At 39.7% G+C, this 18,701-nt stretch carries 17 protein-coding genes and 1 pseudogene; 11 read left to right on the top strand and 7 right to left on the bottom strand.

Going from position 1 to position 18,701, the window contains the following annotated elements; genetic code table 11:
* Positions 1-17 precede the first annotated feature (17 nt).
* The 5 genes from BM283_RS10315 to def form a co-directional block, all read right to left on the bottom strand.
* Positions 18-2,189 carry a sensor histidine kinase gene (locus tag BM283_RS10315; protein ID WP_090692742.1) on the bottom strand — a complete coding sequence of 724 codons (2,172 nt, stop codon included), beginning with the start codon at positions 2,187-2,189 and terminating at the stop codon, positions 18-20.
* A gap of 9 nt (positions 2,190-2,198) precedes the next feature.
* Positions 2,199-2,771: a DUF4390 domain-containing protein gene (locus tag BM283_RS10310; RefSeq protein ID WP_254776323.1), complete on the bottom strand. Its 573-nt coding sequence runs from the start codon at positions 2,769-2,771 to the stop codon at positions 2,199-2,201.
* A gap of 34 nt (positions 2,772-2,805) precedes the next feature.
* Positions 2,806-4,080: a 16S rRNA (cytosine(967)-C(5))-methyltransferase RsmB gene (rsmB, locus tag BM283_RS10305; RefSeq protein ID WP_090692737.1), complete on the bottom strand. Its 1,275-nt coding sequence runs from the start codon at positions 4,078-4,080 to the stop codon at positions 2,806-2,808.
* An 8-nt stretch (positions 4,081-4,088) separates the two neighbouring features.
* The gene (fmt, locus tag BM283_RS10300; RefSeq protein ID WP_090692736.1) at positions 4,089-5,030 is read right to left on the bottom strand and encodes a methionyl-tRNA formyltransferase; all 942 of its coding nucleotides are present in this window, start codon (positions 5,028-5,030) and stop codon (positions 4,089-4,091) included.
* A 66-nt stretch (positions 5,031-5,096) separates the two neighbouring features.
* Positions 5,097-5,603: a peptide deformylase gene (def, locus tag BM283_RS10295; RefSeq protein ID WP_090692733.1), complete on the bottom strand. Its 507-nt coding sequence runs from the start codon at positions 5,601-5,603 to the stop codon at positions 5,097-5,099.
* 349 nt (positions 5,604-5,952) lie between these two features.
* Here def and BM283_RS10290 point away from each other — a divergent pair, with 349 nt between their 5' ends.
* The 4 genes from BM283_RS10290 to BM283_RS10275 all read left to right on the top strand — a co-directional run bounded on the left by BM283_RS10290 (position 5,953) and on the right by BM283_RS10275 (position 11,434).
* The gene (locus BM283_RS10290; RefSeq protein WP_090692730.1) at positions 5,953-6,975 is read left to right on the top strand and encodes a LysM peptidoglycan-binding domain-containing protein; all 1,023 of its coding nucleotides are present in this window, start codon (positions 5,953-5,955) and stop codon (positions 6,973-6,975) included.
* A 144-nt stretch (positions 6,976-7,119) separates the two neighbouring features.
* The gene (gene dprA, locus BM283_RS10285; RefSeq protein ID WP_090692729.1) at positions 7,120-8,214 is read left to right on the top strand and encodes a DNA-processing protein DprA; all 1,095 of its coding nucleotides are present in this window, start codon (positions 7,120-7,122) and stop codon (positions 8,212-8,214) included.
* 66 nt (positions 8,215-8,280) lie between these two features.
* The gene (locus BM283_RS10280) at positions 8,281-8,739 is read left to right on the top strand and encodes a Smg family protein (RefSeq protein ID WP_046850418.1); all 459 of its coding nucleotides are present in this window, start codon (positions 8,281-8,283) and stop codon (positions 8,737-8,739) included.
* A gap of 178 nt (positions 8,740-8,917) precedes the next feature.
* The gene (locus BM283_RS10275; RefSeq protein ID WP_090692728.1) at positions 8,918-11,434 is read left to right on the top strand and encodes a DNA topoisomerase III; all 2,517 of its coding nucleotides are present in this window, start codon (positions 8,918-8,920) and stop codon (positions 11,432-11,434) included.
* A gap of 154 nt (positions 11,435-11,588) precedes the next feature.
* Here BM283_RS10275 and BM283_RS10270 read toward each other — a convergent pair whose 3' ends face one another.
* The gene (locus BM283_RS10270) at positions 11,589-11,837 is read right to left on the bottom strand and encodes a hypothetical protein (RefSeq protein WP_090692725.1); all 249 of its coding nucleotides are present in this window, start codon (positions 11,835-11,837) and stop codon (positions 11,589-11,591) included.
* A gap of 248 nt (positions 11,838-12,085) precedes the next feature.
* On the opposite strand from BM283_RS10270, the gene aroA reads away from it, so the two are divergent.
* The 7 genes from aroA (at position 12,086) to BM283_RS10235 (ending at position 18,505) form a co-directional block, all read left to right on the top strand.
* The gene (gene aroA, locus BM283_RS10265) at positions 12,086-13,387 is read left to right on the top strand and encodes a 3-phosphoshikimate 1-carboxyvinyltransferase (protein WP_090692722.1); all 1,302 of its coding nucleotides are present in this window, start codon (positions 12,086-12,088) and stop codon (positions 13,385-13,387) included.
* 37 nt (positions 13,388-13,424) lie between these two features.
* Positions 13,425-14,096, top strand: a complete 672-nt coding sequence (gene cmk, locus BM283_RS10260) for a (d)CMP kinase (RefSeq protein WP_090692719.1) — start codon at positions 13,425-13,427, stop codon at positions 14,094-14,096.
* A 127-nt stretch (positions 14,097-14,223) separates the two neighbouring features.
* Complete coding sequence (rpsA, locus tag BM283_RS10255) at positions 14,224-15,942, top strand: 30S ribosomal protein S1 (RefSeq protein WP_090692717.1); 1,719 nt, start codon at positions 14,224-14,226, stop codon at positions 15,940-15,942.
* A gap of 9 nt (positions 15,943-15,951) precedes the next feature.
* Positions 15,952-16,248, top strand: a complete 297-nt coding sequence (locus tag BM283_RS10250) for an integration host factor subunit beta (protein ID WP_090692715.1) — start codon at positions 15,952-15,954, stop codon at positions 16,246-16,248.
* Positions 16,249-16,342: 94 nt separating this feature from the next.
* Complete coding sequence (locus BM283_RS10245) at positions 16,343-16,552, top strand: lipopolysaccharide assembly protein LapA domain-containing protein (RefSeq protein WP_090692713.1); 210 nt, start codon at positions 16,343-16,345, stop codon at positions 16,550-16,552.
* A gap of 18 nt (positions 16,553-16,570) precedes the next feature.
* On the top strand, positions 16,571-17,269 hold the full coding sequence (gene pyrF, locus BM283_RS10240) for an orotidine-5'-phosphate decarboxylase (protein ID WP_090692711.1): 699 nt from the start codon (positions 16,571-16,573) through the stop codon (positions 17,267-17,269).
* 738 nt (positions 17,270-18,007) lie between these two features.
* Positions 18,008-18,505: a C40 family peptidase gene (locus BM283_RS10235; protein ID WP_090692708.1), complete on the top strand. Its 498-nt coding sequence runs from the start codon at positions 18,008-18,010 to the stop codon at positions 18,503-18,505.
* A gap of 20 nt (positions 18,506-18,525) precedes the next feature.
* On the opposite strand, the pseudogene BM283_RS10230 reads toward BM283_RS10235, so the two are convergent.
* Positions 18,526-18,701, bottom strand: a pseudogene (locus BM283_RS10230) (IS1595 family transposase); the annotation flags it as partial.

Here is an 18,701-nt window from a genome sequence, read left to right as displayed (position 1 = left end):
AAATACTATTTTCTCTATCATGTTACTTGAAGAGGAATGGATATGGGGTGATCAGATAATAATCTTGGTAATACAATGATGATCTTAGCTCCGTGCGGTTTGATGTTTTCGATTTGGATTGTACCATTATGTTCATTAATAATTTTCTTGACAATTGGCAGCCCGAGACCCGTGCCTTTTACTTTGGTCGTTACATAGGGTTCAAATGCCTGTGCTTTAATCTGTTCTGCAAATCCCTTGCCATTATCGCTTACACTGAACTGAACACTATTAGAAAGCGTTTCGGTTCGCACGGTGATCGTAGGCTCTACTACATCAACTAAAGCATCCTGAGCATTTTGCAGCAAATTATGTATAACTTGCCTTAACCTTGTTGGATCTCCGCGAATTAATGAAGGCTCAGCGCTCAATTCTAAATTAATTTTTGGGCCGTGACTGCGACTTGAGTGAGTATTTGCAGTCTCATATAACGCAAGTACTTCACGTATCAACCTATTAAAATCGAGCTGGTATAATTCCAGTTCAGGTATACGCGCATATTCGCTAAATTCATTGACCATCTTCTTAAGTGCTTCGACCTGATTGACAATTGTTTCAGTAGAGCGCTGTAAAATTTTTGCATCCTGCCCAGTTAATTTTTCCATTAATTTATGCTGCATACGTTCTGCGGAAAGTTGGATAGGTGTTAAAGGATTTTTGATTTCATGAGCAAGTCGACGGGCAACCTCACCCCATGCAACCGTGCGCTGAACTTGTAGTAAGCTGGTGATATCATCAAATACCACAACACCTCCTCCGGCCACTTGAGGCAGGTGTGACCCTCGAAGAAGCAAAACCTGATCTTTATTTTCACTAAAATGTAACACTTGACGTTGCCACTCTCCCATTTCCGCGGAATTGAATCCTATCCGTATTTCTGTTGCGAGTACACGCAATTTCGGTTCTTTTTCGGCACACTCTTCAATCGTTAACCCTACCAGATTGGTTAACGGAGTCTGTAGAATTTGCTCAGCACTATGATTGACAGTACTGATGCGTAACTTTTCATCAAGTACCATCACGCCAGAAGAAAGGTTTGCCAGTATACTTTCAAGATAAGCCCGGGCATTTTCAATCTCCTGCTGATTCCGTTGCGTGGTAGCACGCGCTACTTCAAGCTGCTCAGTCATAAGATTAAAGGATTCTGTCAGTATGCCAAGTTCGTCGTTACTTTGTACAGAATGGCGTCTACTAAAATCCCCTTGTGCTACAGCTCTTGTTCCCTCAGCTAACATACCCAACGGTGCGCTTAATTTTTCACTAATAAGGAAGGCGGCAGCAAGAGCAGAAAAAAGCGCTAAAAATAATGCTAATGTTAGTGTTATGCCATAAAGTCGAGTCAACCCATGACGAGATAATGTTAACTCTTGGTAATTGCGATACCCTGTTTGAACAATCTCGGCATTCTCCGCAAGTAATCGGGGCACTTGCTGCAAAACCTGCAATACACGGATATCATCATCAAGATTTAATACATTCACAGGAACGAGTACTCGCAAATATAGCCCATTACCAGGAATAGATTCCACTGCACTATAGCTCTTCTGCATGCGGATATGCCGCATAGCGGCGGCGTTGGGTATTTCTGGAAACAGTGCCATGTCATCTATGCTAGAAAAAGCAATTGCTTTACCATCCTGGTTAAACAACGTGGCTTCTTGTATCTGCGACTGAACCAATAGCTGATTCAATGCTGACAATGGCATTATAGGTGATTCAGATAATGTTAATGCAGTAGCCTTGGCTTTTTTCTCGAGCTCTTCAAGTAAATTGTCAAGCATGGTTTGCCCTAAATTTAATCCGCCCTCTAATGCCTCATCGACTTTGACATCAAACCAGGATTCGATACTTTTCCCTAAAAACTGGACCGAAATACCATACACCAGAACCCCTGGAAGGATGGCCATCAGTGAAAAAACCATCAGTAAGCGAACTGCAAGTTTAGAGCCAAATACGCCTGCTTTTAGCCTCCTGTTTAGCCTCCATAGCAAGAGCCCCACAACTACCAGCAAAAATAATACAAAAATTACATTAAAGCCAATCAGCCAGCGGTAAACACGCTCAAGAAATTCAGTATTAGCACCGGCTGTTGCCAGTAAAAACAGCATGACTACGCTAAGCCCCGTAACTATGATGATGAGGTACTTCATAGATGCTCTTTATAGTAGGTTCTTAGGGGGCGCAGGCAATTTAATACGCCATTCCTTTTTTTCTGAACTTAAATTCCAATCTTTTGAACTAAACCATTCCAATTGAAATGGTTTGGCTAATCGAGAAATATCCAGCCATACTTGCAATGTGGCGATGTATTCTACATTCTGTTTCAGCGTAGACTTCATTTCAATAGGAATATTATGCTGTTTTCCCAATGTCTGGAGTGCTTCTTGCAGCGTGTCAAAGCCTTGTGGCATCATTCGATTACCACTCAAACGATATTGCCGAGTGAGCGCATGATAACTCAACTCTACACGCTGCTTACTGCGAGCCACCTCTTCATCTAGCCAATACCAATGACTATCTATGAGTGTGAATTTGGATACAAAATAAAGTATGATGCCTTTTTCTAAGGCCTGCTCTAAAGTATTGTTGAGTGTGATATCAGCATCAAGATTTATTTGGTAACCTTTATCGACTGCTTCCAGCGTAACCGATTTTATCTCTATTCCCCCTCCCCCTTCGCCCCGAGCTGGTACTGCTAATAATATCAATGAAATCAGCAATATTGTCGCCATCATCTGCAACAATATTTTAAGTCGTAGTGTTCTATCAAGTCTTACAAAGCAAGGCATAGAAAAAACCGTCATGTAAAGAACTTGGCAGCAACTGCCCATTAACCATATCAGAATGCGAAAGAGGTAATAAACGAGCATCTTGATGCGATTTTAGAAATTCCTTAATTAAAATCAAATTTTCTTCATGAAAAATAGAGCAAGTTATATACAGCAATTTTCCTTCTCTTTTCAGAATTTTCCATAAAGCGTTGAGAATATTCTCTTGGTTGCTTGCAAATAGGGATAGATCGGTTTGTCGTCGCAACCATTTAATATCAGGATGACGACTGACTACGCCCGATGCGCTACAGGGTACATCAGCCAGAATTCGGTCAAATGCTTGGCCATCCCACCATTCTGAAGGATAAAGCGCATCACCACATACCAGACGATGAGGTTCATTCCCGAGACGCTCAAAATTTTCTGCTACACGTTTAAGTCTCTGCGCATTACTATCAATCGCAGTCAATTTTATTTGGGCTAATTCCATTAAATGAGTGCTTTTCCCCCCTGGTGCTGCACAAGCATCTAACACGTGCATACCTTCATGCACATCCAGTAAAGGTGCAGCCAACTGAGCGCCTGCATCTTGTATTGACATCAAACCATCCTTAAATCCTGGAAGTTTCTCTATTGACAATGGCTGCGCCAACTTCAATGCGGCATCCCATATTAAATCAGCTTTAATACCGTGCTCCTCCAGCATTTCTTGGTAGGCTTTAACTCCAATTTTCCGGACATTAACGCGTAAGGTCATTGCAGGATGCTGATTGCTTGCATTCAGAATAGTTTTATAATGGTTGGGGTATTGTTTACGTAGTTTATTAATCCACCATTGTGGATGGGAATATTTCCCAATATCACTACTAACTTGCTCACATAATGCAGAGCTATTACGTATAAAATTCCGCAAGACAGCGTTAACTAATCCTGGTGCGCCTCGTTTATTACTTAAAATACGGGCAGTAGAAACAGCATGATCAACAATTGCATAGGAAGGTGCTTTGCTGTATTGCAGCTGATATAAACTTACCAATAGTAAGTAACGCAGTTTAAGATCTTGTAGCGTATTATCTAATAATAAATTAAGTAATGCATTAAGTTGCCCGTAATAACGCAGCACTCCATAGCTCAAATCCTGAATGGCGCCTTGCTGTTGATGAGAAAGAAGCGGATTCGATTGCCATATTTCCTGTAAAACTTCCGTTAGATTTTTACCTGCAAGAACACGTCTTATAGCAATGACAGCGAGGTGCTGAGCTTTAATCATATTCCGAATTAGCCATCCGCCACGGTAGAAAAAAGCTGGCCTGGCTGTAAAGAATGCCCCACCAGAAATTCTGCGATAGGCATTTTTTTTCCTCCAGGTTTTTGCACAACCTCTAGAATCAGCGCTCCTCTTCCACAAGCTACTACGACCCCCTCACTACCGGTCATAATGATTTCTCCTGCTTTACCAGAATTATTTTTTACAGCTTTAGCTTGCCATATTTTCAATAAACTACCTTGAAAGTACGTATAAGCTCCCGGGTAAGGGTTAAAAGCACGAATACTCCGATCAATTTGATCCGCATCCATTCGCCAGTCAATTTCTGCTTCTTTTTTTTGGATCTTTGCAGCATAGCTAGCCAGTGTTTCATCCTGGGGAGTTGCGCTCAATTTACCAAGCTGCATTAATCCTAATGCTTCGACAATACTCTGCGCGCCTAAATCAGCAAGCTTATCATGAAGGGTTTGTGCCGTATCCACAGCGTCAACAGGAATGTCACGCTGCAGCAACATATCACCGGTATCAAGCCCCTCGTCCATTTGCATAATGGTAATACCCGTTTCCTGGTCACCTGCTAATATCGCTCGTTGGATTGGCGCTGCACCTCGCCAGCGAGGTAAGAGGGAAGCGTGAATGTTCAAGCAACCATAACGTGGAATTTTTAAAACCTCTTTGGGTAGAATTAATCCATACGCCGCGACCACCATCACATCCGCATTAAATACTTTTAATTGAGTATGAACAGTTTCCGCTTTTAATGTAAGCGGCTGCAACAAAGGAATATCATGTGCTTGTGCAACTTTTTTTACATCACTCACCTGAGTTTTCATCCCGCGCCCTGCTGGACGGTCTGGTTGAGTCAATACTAATACGATCTGATATTCAGCGCTCAGCAAAGAAAGCAATGCTTTGGCGGCAAAAACTGGTGTACCAGCAAAAATAATTCTCATGGAAAAAACTTCAGATCAACCTATTTATTGCTTGGAAAGAAAAAGATTCAGGCAAAACCCAGTAAACTAGGATTTAGCATCACGTTGTCGCTTTCTTAATTTTGATCGAATTCGTGACTGCTTTAGTTGTGAGAGGTATTCAATAAATACCTTACCCATCAAATGATCCATTTCATGCTGAATACATATTGCCAATAAACCGCTAGCATCCAGTTCAAACAGATCGCCATTCAGATTCATTGCTCTAACAGAAATATTTTCAGCTCGTTTTACTTTCTCAAAAATTCCAGGCAGTGACAAGCATCCTTCCTGATAATCAAATTCTCCTTCGCTTGCAATAATTTCCGGATTAATGAAAACATGAAGTTGATCACGAGTTTCGGAAACATCAATAACAATCACACGTTGATGCACATTAACCTGAGTCGCCGCCAGACCAATTCCCACTGCGGTATACATCGTTTCCGTCATATTTTGAACGAGCATATGAATTTCATCGGTAATGGTCGATACAGGAACTGCAACCTTATGCAGCCTTTCATCCGGATATTGTAATATTTTCAGAATTGCCATAGCAAACTAGCCTAATTCGGTTTAATAAATTCTGCTGTTAGATCGTAAGCTTTGAATGCTGTTCAATTCAATTTAAAGATTTGCATCTTAATAAAGACCTCTTTAACTATTAGAAACGAAACCTGGATTCCTCAGTTGATCGCTCGTTCTAGTATTAATATTATGAATATAAAAATCTTTCTGATAAGTTTTATTCTTCTCTTTCGGGTGTTTCCCTTCCGGTGCGGATTATATGGCTGCGTTGCAGTTCCTTGGAATGGAACAACCCTTCTGCGATGTTGCGCCTTACCCTGCACTTGCGCAACCATACACTATTCCGTCGCCCAAATGAGAAACCCAGGCTAAATCTATGCGTGTGATTATATCCGCGATTTTACTTATATTCGTTTTTTCTGATGAGACCGTTAAGGCAGCAGAAATTCAGCTACATCATAATGCGCCTGATCGCTATGTTGTTGTTCAAGGTGATACGTTATGGGGTATTGCCTCTCGCTTTTTAAAAGATCCCTGGCGGTGGCCAGAAATATGGCATCAGAATCGGGATTCCATGAAAAATCCACATATGATATATCCAGGCGATATCATTGTCCTCGAAAAAACAGCCAGAGGGATTCAATTAAAACTTTCCGAGGAAAAAGCAATCATAAAATTATCTCCTAAAATGCGAATAGAAAAATTAGGAGTGCATGGTATCCCAACTATTCCTATCCACAAAATCAAACCATTTCTGAGTCAGCCATTAGTTATTGAAAGACACGCTCTAGATAAAGCCCCCCTTATATTAGGCTCTAGTGACAACCGAGTAATATTGAGCACGGGAGAAATCATCTATGTACAGGATTTGCCTCATGATAAAGGTTCCTTATGGCAAGTTTTTCGTACGAGTAAGGCATTGATGGATCCGGATGATAATAATCGCATCCTTGGGTATGAAGCAATTTATTTAGGGGATGTTGAAGTAAAAAATTTTGCTAAGATCAGCTCTGTTACGGTAACACATTCTGCCCAAGAAATATTAAAAGGCGATCGCTTGCTTCCTTCCCCTCCTGATAAAGACATCTACTATATGCCTCATGCACCACATTTTGCTATCAAGGGACGTATTATCTCTGTCTATGGTGGATTAACTGAGATCGGTGAAAATGCTATTATCACGCTTAATCGAGGCACTCATGACGGGTTAAAGGAAGGTCATGTCCTCGCCGTTTATCGGAAAAGTGAAGTAAAATCTCCTTCCGACGAAATGATAGCATTACCCGATGAACGCATTGGCTTAGTAGTTATTTTTCGTGTATTTGATAAAGTATCTTATGCATTAATTACTCAAAGTTCTCAAGCAATCAAAGTATTGGATGCAGTAAAAACGCCCTGATAGGCCATATATAAGACTAAAATTGTTCGTATCAAAATGAGTGAAAATTATTCGCAGACTTTTTATACACAATAGCCTTTCTTATTTCCATGATAAGCTGTATTTATTATCTTTTTTATATCACGATAAGCATTATTCTTTACCATGAAAGCTCCGCCAGATGTTGAATCCTGGCTTAATCTTATTTTAATAGATAACTTAAGTAGTGAATCCATTCGAAAGCTACTTATTGCCTTTGGTAGCCCAAGAGAAATTCTTTCAGCGGATACCTATCAACTGGAACGTATCGTAAAAAAGCAAGCCGCTCATAACCTCGGCCGACGTGCAGACAAGAGTAAAGTTGATGGTGCACTTAAATGGTTGGAAGACCCTTCTAACCACATCATTACCCTTGCAGATCATGATTATCCAAAGCTACTGCTTAATATTGCCGATCCTCCTCCTTTGCTTTACTTAAAAGGGCAACGCAAACTTCTCAATTCATCTGCCCTTGCTGTCGTTGGAAGTCGTAATGCGACGCCCCAAGGCATCATCAATGCGAGTGCCTTTGCTGAAGCTGCAAGTAATGCCGGATTTTGCATCATTAGCGGAATGGCTCAAGGAATTGATACTGCCGCACATCAAGGTGGCCTACGCGGGATTTCAGCGAGCATTGCTGTGGTAGGGACGGGGCTCGATATTGTTTATCCTGCAAGAAACCGAGAGCTAGCACACCAGCTGGCAAAAGAAGGTGCAATCATTTCGGAATTTCCCCTGGGAATGCCTGCATTGGGCAAAAATTTTCCTCGTCGCAACAGAATTATCAGCGGTATGAGTCTTGGCTGTTTAGTCGTTGAAGCCACTTTGCACAGTGGCTCACTTATTACTGCAAAACAAGCATTAGAACAGGGGCGCGAGGTGATGGCCATACCCGGTTCCATACATTCACCTTTGTCCAAAGGCTGTCATGCATTGATTAAGCAAGGGGCCAAATTGATAGAAAATATTCAGGATATCCTGGATGAACTTAACTGTCAGACTGCGTTATCCCATGAAAATACCAACATAGCACTTGATTTTAGTGGTTCGCAAGAGGATTCACTATTGCTGCCCCACTTGGGCTATGACGTGATCGATATCGATACCTTATGTATGCGAAGTGGCTTGACGGTCGAAGCAGTATCCGCCATGCTATTGACACTAGAGCTAAATGGAATGGTTGCCAGCTTACCTGGCGGCCGTTATCAGAGAGTTCGTTAATGCCATTGATAAAATTTATCCAACAAAAAATCTGCTAATGTGCATCCAGCGAAAGAGAGCGTCTATATGTACGAAATTTTAATTTACTTGTTCGAAAATTATTTCGACAGAGGAGGTTGCCCAGATTCTGCAACCTTAACGCATAAATTAACTATAGCTGGCTTTGGAGAGGATGAAATTAACCAAGCACTTAATTGGTTATCAGATCTTACAAAAGGTGATAATGATCACTATCCTGCAACGCTTGCTCAAAGCAAATCACTACGATGGTTCATGCCTTCTGAAATGGAAGCAATTGATAAGGAAGGACTTGGATTTATTCTTTTTCTTGAGCAGGCAGGTATTCTTAATCCACTACAACGGGAATTATTAATTGACCGTGTCCTTAAAATGAATGGAAATAATTCCAGTCTGGAAAAGATTAAACTTGTCGTTTTGCTTGATCTATGGATACAAAATCAATTAACCGACCCCAATGTTCTGGAGACATTATTCATAGCGAGTAATCCGCGATACCGGCATTAATTAATTGTTGCAAAACAATTACTCTGTTCGACTTTATATAAACTCTTTATTAATGGGTAATACCTGCCCTTAAAATAAAGAGTGTTAGATGTACAAAAATTATACCTTTGACTTCCTGAATAATCTGAACATTTCAATTTTGTAATTAATAAAAAATATCATTATCTAGCCAAAATTCATGAGCAAAAAATTGATCATCGCCGAGAAGCCTTCCGTGGCAACAGATATTGCCCGTGCATTAGGTAGTTTCACTAAAGAAACTGATTATTTTGAAAGTGACGAATACATTTTATCCTCTGCAGTTGGCCATTTGCTTGAGCTGACTGTACCGGAAGATTATGAGGTCAAGCGCGGCAAATGGAGCTTTGATCATTTGCCAGTTATCCCTCCTTATTTTGATCTTGCTCCCATCGAAAAAACAGCTAATAGATTGAAATTATTGATAAAATTGATCAAACGAAAAGATGTGGATACGCTAATTAATGCTTGTGATGCTGGACGAGAAGGAGAATTAATTTTTCGTTACATCACTCGCTACGCGGGTATAAAAAAACCCGTTAAACGCCTATGGTTGCAATCCATGACACCTGCTGCCATTCGAGAGGCTTTCTCTAAATTACTTGATGATAGTGAAGTGCAGCCATTAGCAGAAGCCGCTGTCAGTCGTTCTGAATCAGATTGGTTAGTTGGGATTAATGGTACCCGTGCAATGACGGCGTTTAATTCTCAAGAAGGTGGCTTCCATAAAACCACTGTGGGACGTGTTCAGACCCCAACGTTAGCCATATTGGTTGAACGGGAAGAAGCCATCAAAAAATTTGTGCCCAAAGATTACTGGGAGATCCACGCTATTTTTTCTAGTAATCATGATCACTACAAAGGAAAATGGTTTGATGAAAAATTTTCAAAAGATAAAGAAAATAGTGAAGCCAGAGCAGAACGTATATGGGAGAAAAATAAAGCAGAAGCGATCAAGATCAAATGTCAAGGCAAACCAGGCATAGTTAGCGAAGAAAGCAAGCCAGCAAAAGAAACCTGTCCGTTATTATATGACCTCACAAGCTTGCAACGAGATGCCAATAGTCGCTTTGGTTTTTCTGCTAAAACAACATTAGGGCTGGCACAGGCGCTCTACGAAAAACATAAAGTATTAACTTATCCACGCACTGATTCACGTGCACTTCCGGAAGATTACATTGCGCCTGTTAAAGATACCCTACATGCACTGGCAACCACTCAATACGGCCAATTCGCCAAGCAAATTCTGGATTCTGATTGGGTAAAACCTAATAAGCGTATTTTTAACAACACGAAAGTTTCCGATCACTTTGCCATTATTCCAACTTCACTTGAGCCAAAAAAATTAAATGATGTGGAAACAAAGCTTTACGATCTGGTAACCAAACGTTTTCTTGCAATCTTCTATCCAGCTGCAGAATTTCTTGTAACAACTCGTATTACGCGCGTTGAAGGGGAGCCCTTTAAAACAGAAGGTAGAATTATGATTAATTCTGGATGGCAAGTGGTTTACGGCAAATCTCTTATACATGATGATAAGAATGATGGCACTGTTTTACCTGCGATCAGCGCGGATAAATCAGCTACTACTGAGGAAATCAAGGTCATTTTCAATCAAACTCGGCCACCAGCGAGATTCAATGAATCAACTCTGTTATCTGCTATGGAAGGAGCGGGGAAACTAGTTGAAGACGAAGAATTACGAGCAGCAATGAGTGCAAAAGGGCTTGGCACACCGGCCACGCGTGCAGCCATCATTGAAGGCCTCGTCTCAGAAAATTATATACAGCGCATGGGACGAGAATTATATCCGAGTGCCAAAGCATTTTCGCTTGTTACCTTATTGCGCGGGCTAAAAATACCTGAGTTGATCTCTCCGGAACTAACAGGTGATTGGGAATTCAAATTACGTCAGATCGAGCAAGGTAAACTAAAGCGTGAAGCTTTCATGGCTAAAATTGCTGACATGACGAAGCATATTGTCGAGCAAGCGAAAAATCATCGTGGAAAAACGATTAGTGGCGATTTTGCAACACTCAAAGTTCCCTGCCCCAAATGTGGGGGAGTGATACAAGAAACATACAAGAAGTTTCAATGCCAACAGTGTGATTTTGCTCTATGGAAAATTCTGGCTGGACGGCAATTTGAAATAGAAGAAATGGAAGCTCTCATTTCAAAAGGTGAAATTGGTCCATTGCAAGGGTTTCGCAGCAAAATGGGACGTTTATTTAACGCTATCATTAAGCTTAATGATACCTTCGAGATGAAATTTGAGTTTGGTAGCAACGATATGGAAGAAGCTGATGCAATTGATTTTTCCAACCAACACCCTCTTGGCAAATGCCCCAAATGCAGCAATTCTGTTTATGAGCACGGATTATATTATGTCTGCGAAAAGGCAGTAGGTGCAACGCACACATGCGACTTTAAAACCGGAAAAATCATTCTCAGCCGAGCTATTGAACAGGAGCAAATCGTTAAATTGCTACAGACAGGGAAAACTGATTTGTTAACTAAATTTATTTCCAAGAAAGGACGACCATTCTCGGCTTATTTAGTAATCGGAAAAGGAGGTAAAATAGAGTTTGAATTTGAGCAGAAGGCTTCCAAAGAAAAAATAGAAAATACAAGTGAAGTTAAAGCATCACCGTCTTCAAGTAAGAAAAAACGTGCATAAGAGTCCAACTGTACGCTCATCAAACTTATTATCTTCTACATTTATCCTTTAATATCTCTTTATTTCTCACATTAAAAAGTGAATACTGTAATGAAATTTTCTTTCAATTACAGTATTCGCACTATATAGCCTTAATAGGCTTTTTGAGGCTCAATTAGCCATAAATATTAATAATATACTTAGCAATTCCAGATGTTGCAGCAATAAGAATGGCCAATCCTCCAACTACCGCTATTCCTTCTATCAAAAATGAAAAGAGTGCTTCACGCGTGGTCTTAAACTCTACTTCACCATCGCTATTGCGTCGGCGATCTCTCCGATCTTTTACCCAGAGCTGGATTGCAATGACAAATGGAATAGCCAGTACAGAAATAATTAGTGAATTTAAAGAATCATCTTCCATTGCTCAGTCCCATTACCTATCAATTATAATTTAATTAAATATGAATCCTAGCTATCTAGTTTTTAGCTAGTCGTATCACTAGAAAATTTATTATTATAGCAGGCACTACAAATTTACGTTCTGCTTCTATATCATATCTTTTGTTTATCCTAAACTACCCTGACCTGCTCATCTAATCTGCCATTATAAAAAAGACATGAATAAAAAAGGCATGAAGACCTATAGTATATTTACTTTTCGGAAAATTTATGGATTGGCTTGATCTTCCTGTTGCTAATGCTGCACGTGGCATCATTCAACTGCCAGGTTCTAAAAGCATCTCTAATCGGATCCTTTTACTTGCAGCATTAGCAAACGGTAAAACCCTAGTTCGGAATCTGCTGATTTCCGATGATACAGCACAAATGCTGAAGGCACTTGAAACGCTCGGAGTTAAAATCAATCAAATTAATAAAAATGATTACAGCGTGGAAGGTGCTGAAGGAAAATTCCCAGTCAAACAAGCTGATTTATTTTTAGGTAATGCTGGTACTGCTTTTCGCCCTCTCGTGGCGGTGCTTGCCATAATGGAGGGGCATTATCGATTATCTGGCGTAACCCGCATGCATGAACGCCCTATTGCGGATTTAGTAAATGCGCTACGTCAATTAAATGCCAATATTGCTTATCTTGGTAATGAAGGTTTTCCTCCCTTAGAGATTAAGCCGGCTGAGATACAAACCAAAGCCATTTCAATCAAGGGAGATGTTTCGAGTCAATTTCTCAGCGGACTCCTGATGGCGTTACCCTTAACCGGTAAAACTACCACAATTATGGTTAATGGCATACTTATCTCAAGACCTTATGTTGAACTTACTCTGGCTCAAATGGCACGATTTGGTGTCCAAGTCATACAAGAAAATTGGCAACAATTTACAGTACCTGCCCCACAAGCATACAAGAGTCCAGGTGAAATAATTGTAGAAGGAGATGCTTCCTCAGCATCCTATTTTTTGGCTGCTGGAGCGATTGGTGGGGGACCCGTGCGCGTGGAAGGTGTGGGTACAGAGAGTTTGCAGGGTGATATTCATTTTGCTGATGCGTTAGAAAAAATGGGTGCTCATATCAGAAAAGGGAAAAATTGGATTGAGTCTTCTTCGCCAATTAGTAACACTTCTCGTCAGCCTCTGCAAGCTATTGATCTCGATTGCAATCATATCCCCGATGCAGCCATGACATTAGCCACAACAGCTTTGTTTGCAAAAGGAACGACTACACTCAGAAATATTGCGAGTTGGCGGGTCAAGGAAACTGACCGTATTTCAGCGATGGCAAAGGAATTGCGTAAAGTTGGCGCGCTGGTTGAGGAAGACAAGGATTTTATACGGATTACACCACCTGCTACCGCCTTGACTCCTCATGCAATCATTGATACCTACGATGACCATCGGATGGCGATGTGTTTTTCTCTTGTATCGCTAGGTGTCCCTCTACGCATCAATGATCCGGGCTGTGTCGCTAAGACCTTCCCAGATTATTTTGAAAAATTTGCGGTGATTGTGCATTCCTGACACTACGAGTTCTCATATTTTTACTCAAGAGGTTTTTATGGAAAGTGACATTATTCCAGTCATTACTATCGATGGTCCCTCAGCTTCTGGAAAAGGTACAGTCGCACAAATGGTTGCTCAAAAACTCGCATACCATTATCTTGACAGTGGCGCACTTTATCGTCTAGTGGCGTTGGTAGCAATACGATCAAATACTGATTGTGCGAATGAGTCGGCCATAGCAAATATTGCTTCACATTTAGATGCAACTTTCGATGGCTCATCTATTCTATTAAATGGAGAAGATGTCTCAGATGCTATACGTAGCGAACAATGCAGTAAACTGGCCTCTATAATTGCTGGCCAACCCGCAGTAAGATCAGCATTACTGCAGCGTCAATGTGCATTTCGTCAATCACCTGGATTAGTAACAGATGGCAGAGATATGGGATCAGCTGTGTTTCCAGATGCTTCCCTTAAAATTTTTCTTACTGCCAGTGCAGAAGAGCGAGCACGACGACGCTATAAGCAGTTGATAGAGAAAGGAATAAATGCTAACATGCAATCCATATTGCAGGATATTTATGAACGCGATACGCGTGATAGCAATCGAGATATTTCTCCTCTAAAGCAACAAGTTGATGCAAAATTGTTAGATACAACTTTTCTCAGTATTGAGGAGGCTGTTAATGAAGTACTGCGGTTGCACAATGCGGCTTGCAAGAACTAAATTTAATGAGAAGAGGTTTTATTTTTTAAATAAGACCACATTTTAAATTCAAGTAATTTTTGATTAACTTTTAACTAACTAACCATCTCATTTATGGGATGAAATTAAAATCGGGTATTTTTCTATAATGACTATTGCTTCCAACGTAACCCCTTCCTCAGAAAATTTTGCCAAACTCTTCGAAGAAAGCCTTACACGTAAAGAAATGCGTGTAGGTGAGGTCATCACCGCAGAAGTTGCGCGAGTTGACTATAATTTTGTAGTGGTCAATGCAGGCCTCAAATCCGAAAGTTATATTCCTATTGAGGAATTTAAAAATGACAGAGGCGAGATTGAGGTTAAAGTAGGAGATTTTGTCAGTGTTGCTATTGATGCGCTCGAGGACGGTTTTGGTGAAACGCGCTTGTCCAGAGATAAAGCTAGACGATTAAATGCTTGGCATGACCTGGAAGAAGCTATGGAAAAAGGTACTATAGTAAATGGCATGGTCAATGGTAAAGTAAAAGGTGGATTAACTGCCATGGTCAACGGTATTCGTGCTTTCTTACCTGGTTCATTAGTAGATATCCGACCCGTCAAGGACACTACTCCTTATGAAAATAAGGAAATGGAATTTAAAGTCATTAAACTCGACCGTAAACGCAATAATGTGGTTATATCTCGACGCGCAGTGCTAGAAGAAACTCAAGGAGCAGATCGAGAATCTTTATTGGCAAACTTGCAAGAAGGCGCTATCGTGCATGGTATTGTTAAAAATATTACTGATTATGGTGCGTTTGTTGATCTAGGTGGAATAGACGGACTCCTTCATATCACAGATTTAGCTTGGCGTCGTGTAAAACATCCTTCAGAGATCATTAATGTTGGCGACGAAGTAACAGCCAAGGTGCTTAAATTTGATCAAGAAAAAAACCGAGTTTCCTTAGGCATGAAGCAATTAACCGAAGATCCATGGGTCGGTCTCTCAAGACGTTATCCTCCAGGCACACGCCTCTTTGGTAAAGTAACTAATCTCACAGACTATGGTGCCTTTGTAGAAATTGAACAGGGAATTGAAGGTTTAGTGCATGTTTCTGAAATGGATTGGACCAACAAAAATGTCTATCCTTCCAAAATAGTACAATTAGGTGATGAAGTTGAGGTCATGATTATTGAGATAGATGAGGAGCGCCGCCGTATCTCTCTTGGAATGAAACAATGCAAACCCAACCCTTGGGAAGAATTCGCAATGAGCCATGAAAAAGGTGATAAGGTCACGGGTCAAATAAAATCTATCACTGATTTTGGGGTATTCATCGGCTTACCGGGCAATATTGACGGCCTAGTTCATTTATCCGATCTTTCTTGGACTCAACCAGGTGAAGAAGCCATACTAAATTATAAAAAAGGTGATGAGGTAGAAGCCGTTGTATTATCAATTGATGTTGAGAAAGAACGTATTTCCCTGGGAATAAAACAGTTAGAAGGAGATCCTTTTACTATATTTGTCGCAGCACACGATAAAAATAGTATTGTCAAGGGTACTGTAAAATCAATTGATGCCAAAGGTGCAGTCATCGCTTTAACTGAAGAAGTTGAAGGCTATTTGCGTTCTTCTGAAGTATCTCGTGACAAAATTGAAGATATACGGACTCAGCTCAAAGAAGGGGATCAGATTGAAGCGATGATTATCAATATTGATCGTAAGAATCGTAATATCAATCTTTCCATAAAAGCAAAAGATCAATATGAAGAAAATAGTGCATTACAGATGGTGACCACTAAAACTCCTGCCAGTACAGGTACTACCAATCTGGGAGCATTGCTCAAAGCTAAAATGGATAGCAAAAACTCTGAAGAACAATAAAGGACATCGATGACGAAATCTGAATTGATTTCCAAGCTTGCTGCTCGATACCCTCAGCTCTTGGCAAAAGATACTGAATTAGCCGTCAAAATGATACTTGATGCGATGGCTAATAGCCTCTCTAGAGGGGAGCGTATCGAAATTCGCGGGTTTGGCAGTTTTGATTTAAATTACAGGCCAGCTCGTGTTGGCCGCAACCCAAAGTCAGGAGAGAAGGTTCATGTGCCTGAAAAATATGTTCCACATTTTAAAGCTGGAAAAAAAATGCGTGAACGCGTTGATTTTAAAGAAAAAGATAGAGCATAATAAATCCATTTAAAATATAGAGGATGCTCTTTTTGAACTAATAGCAATTATTGGTCGAAGAGAGCATCTTCATATTTTATATAATGTAAAGCTTATGTATTTTTTTATTTGGCTTTTAAATATAATACTTTTCTTATTCCTGGTTAGCTTTGCTGCAAAAAATACTGAAATAATAACTATTCATTATTATTTTGGCTTTGAATGGCAAGCTCCACTAATAGTAGCTCTATTAGCATTTTTTGCATTAGGTATTATTTTGGGATATTTCTTTTGTTTAATCAAAAGATTAAGAAAAAAATTATAATGCTCCTAACGTAACCACATGAATAATCCACGTATTATTGTTGCGCTTGATTTTTCTGATAAAAAACAGGCGCTTGAGTTTGCATCCAAGTTGGATAAGAATTTATGTAGAATAAAAATTGGTAAAGAACTTTTTACTAGTGCTGGCCCGCAATTAATTGAACAATTGATGAGTTACGGTTTTGATATTTTTCTTGATTTAAAATATCATGATATTCCGAATACGGTAGCAAATGCTTGTCGAGCTGCGTCAGATCTGGGCGTATGGATGGTTAATGTTCACGCGTTGGGAGGGAGAAAAATGCTTATTGCTGCTCAAGAAGCACTCTCCACAAAAAAAACAAAGCTCATCGCGGTAACATTACTTACCAACTTAAATAAGAACGATCTCTATGAGATAGGCTTGAATGAAGAACCCATCGATATTGTACAACGCCTTGCTTTACTTGCCAGCGATTGTGGTCTGGATGGTGTAGTTTGCTCAGCCATGGAAGCCCCGCAGCTTAGAAAAATCATTTCAAAAGATTTTTGCTTGGTAACGCCAGGAATTCGTTCTCTGAATAGTAATAAAAATGACCAGGCTCGCGTAGCAACACCCCAGGAAGCGATACAAAATGGTGCTGATTATTTGGTAATTGGTAGACCTATTACACAATCTAATGACCCTCTCTTAATGCTTCAACAGCTAAACCATGAGATTGAAATGGTCCAGCTATAATAAATTGAAAAAAATTAATCCAATAAAAGAGAAGATTGTCTGTTACTAACCCTAAAAGAGTCGAGAAATTCCTCTCTTTTTTATGCGATCAATAACCGCTTTTTGTGCAACCACTAATATAATTTCTCGCAAAGTACTCAAATAACCGCTCCATTTATAAATCACAAATGGCGCAAAGGCGAGCCGCAGACAGTTCAATCATACGGTAAGGTGAAGCCGACAAAGTCAGTTTTAGTTTGAAATGTAATAAGTTCATCAATCGATCAACGCTCGTTCTAGTTTTAACATTAATCCCCTTCTCGGTATCCTTCTTACCTTGATCACAGCATATGTGAATTCAGCGACCGGGGATGAACAACGCAACTTCTCCTCAAATTGTGCTATCTCCTGCACAGCCGCACCTATTACATTTACCAGTAATTTTTGCTCAAATTCCGCACAAAGCCAATTTCCCTATTGAGTGACTTTTTCATTCAACCGTAAGGCTTCTACAATATTATGTTTGTGGCTTTTTATAGATCCAAATGAGTAAAAAAGATGATGGAAATGTCTGGCTCCTACTTTTTTTCTACCATATAGTATTATGTAAAAAAATATTTAATCTCTAGAACTAATTTATCCATAAAAATTTTCAGATAAGAAAAGTTTCATGAAATTTTAATATAAACAATACTTTCCATTTATATTATTCCTTGATATACTTTTTATTAATGTATCATGTAAGCATAAATTAAAAACATGTCTGCTAAGAACATTGTCATTTTATTTATTTACGCATGTTTAGTAGCTGGTTGTGGATCAATAGGAAAAAAGGAGGCAAATTTTAATAGACAGCCTTCTCACATCCAAAATGATGGCAAAATAAATTCACACTCTGTAAAAAATATTTTGTATGAAAATTATAAAAAATGGCAGGGAGTGCGCTACCAGCTTGGGGGGCTAAGTCAAGACGGAATCGATTGTTCAGGATTCGTTCATATTGTTTATAAAAAAGGATTAGGTAAGGAATTACCAAGAACAGCAACCCAGCAATCGAAGTTAGGAAAAATAATAAATAAAAATGATCTTAAACCAGGTGATTTAATTTTCTTTAGAACTAATAAAAGATCAAATCATGTAGGTATTTATCTTGAAAATAAAAAATTTATTCATGCTTCCAGATCCAGAGGAGTAACGATATCCAGATTAGATGATCGTTACTGGAAATCCACATATTGGAAATCAGTCAGAATCTAATAATTAAGGGTCTTAGGAAGTTAAAGCGGGTTTAGACGTAATAATTTAAGAATTTGAAGATAGAGCTTATCATGTCGATGATTAAAACGAAATTCGGTTTTTTTCAAGTGAAGATAAAAAGTATGCTCAGGCACGCCATTGAATTTTGCCAAACGTCTTTTTGCGAAACTCCAGAAAGATTCGATACCGTTAATAT

Source organism: Nitrosomonas sp. Nm34 (genome assembly GCF_900113925.1).
Classification (GTDB): domain Bacteria; phylum Pseudomonadota; class Gammaproteobacteria; order Burkholderiales; family Nitrosomonadaceae; genus Nitrosomonas.
The sequence above is the reverse complement of the archived record's forward strand: the minus strand, read 5'-3'. Positions and strand labels throughout refer to the sequence as shown.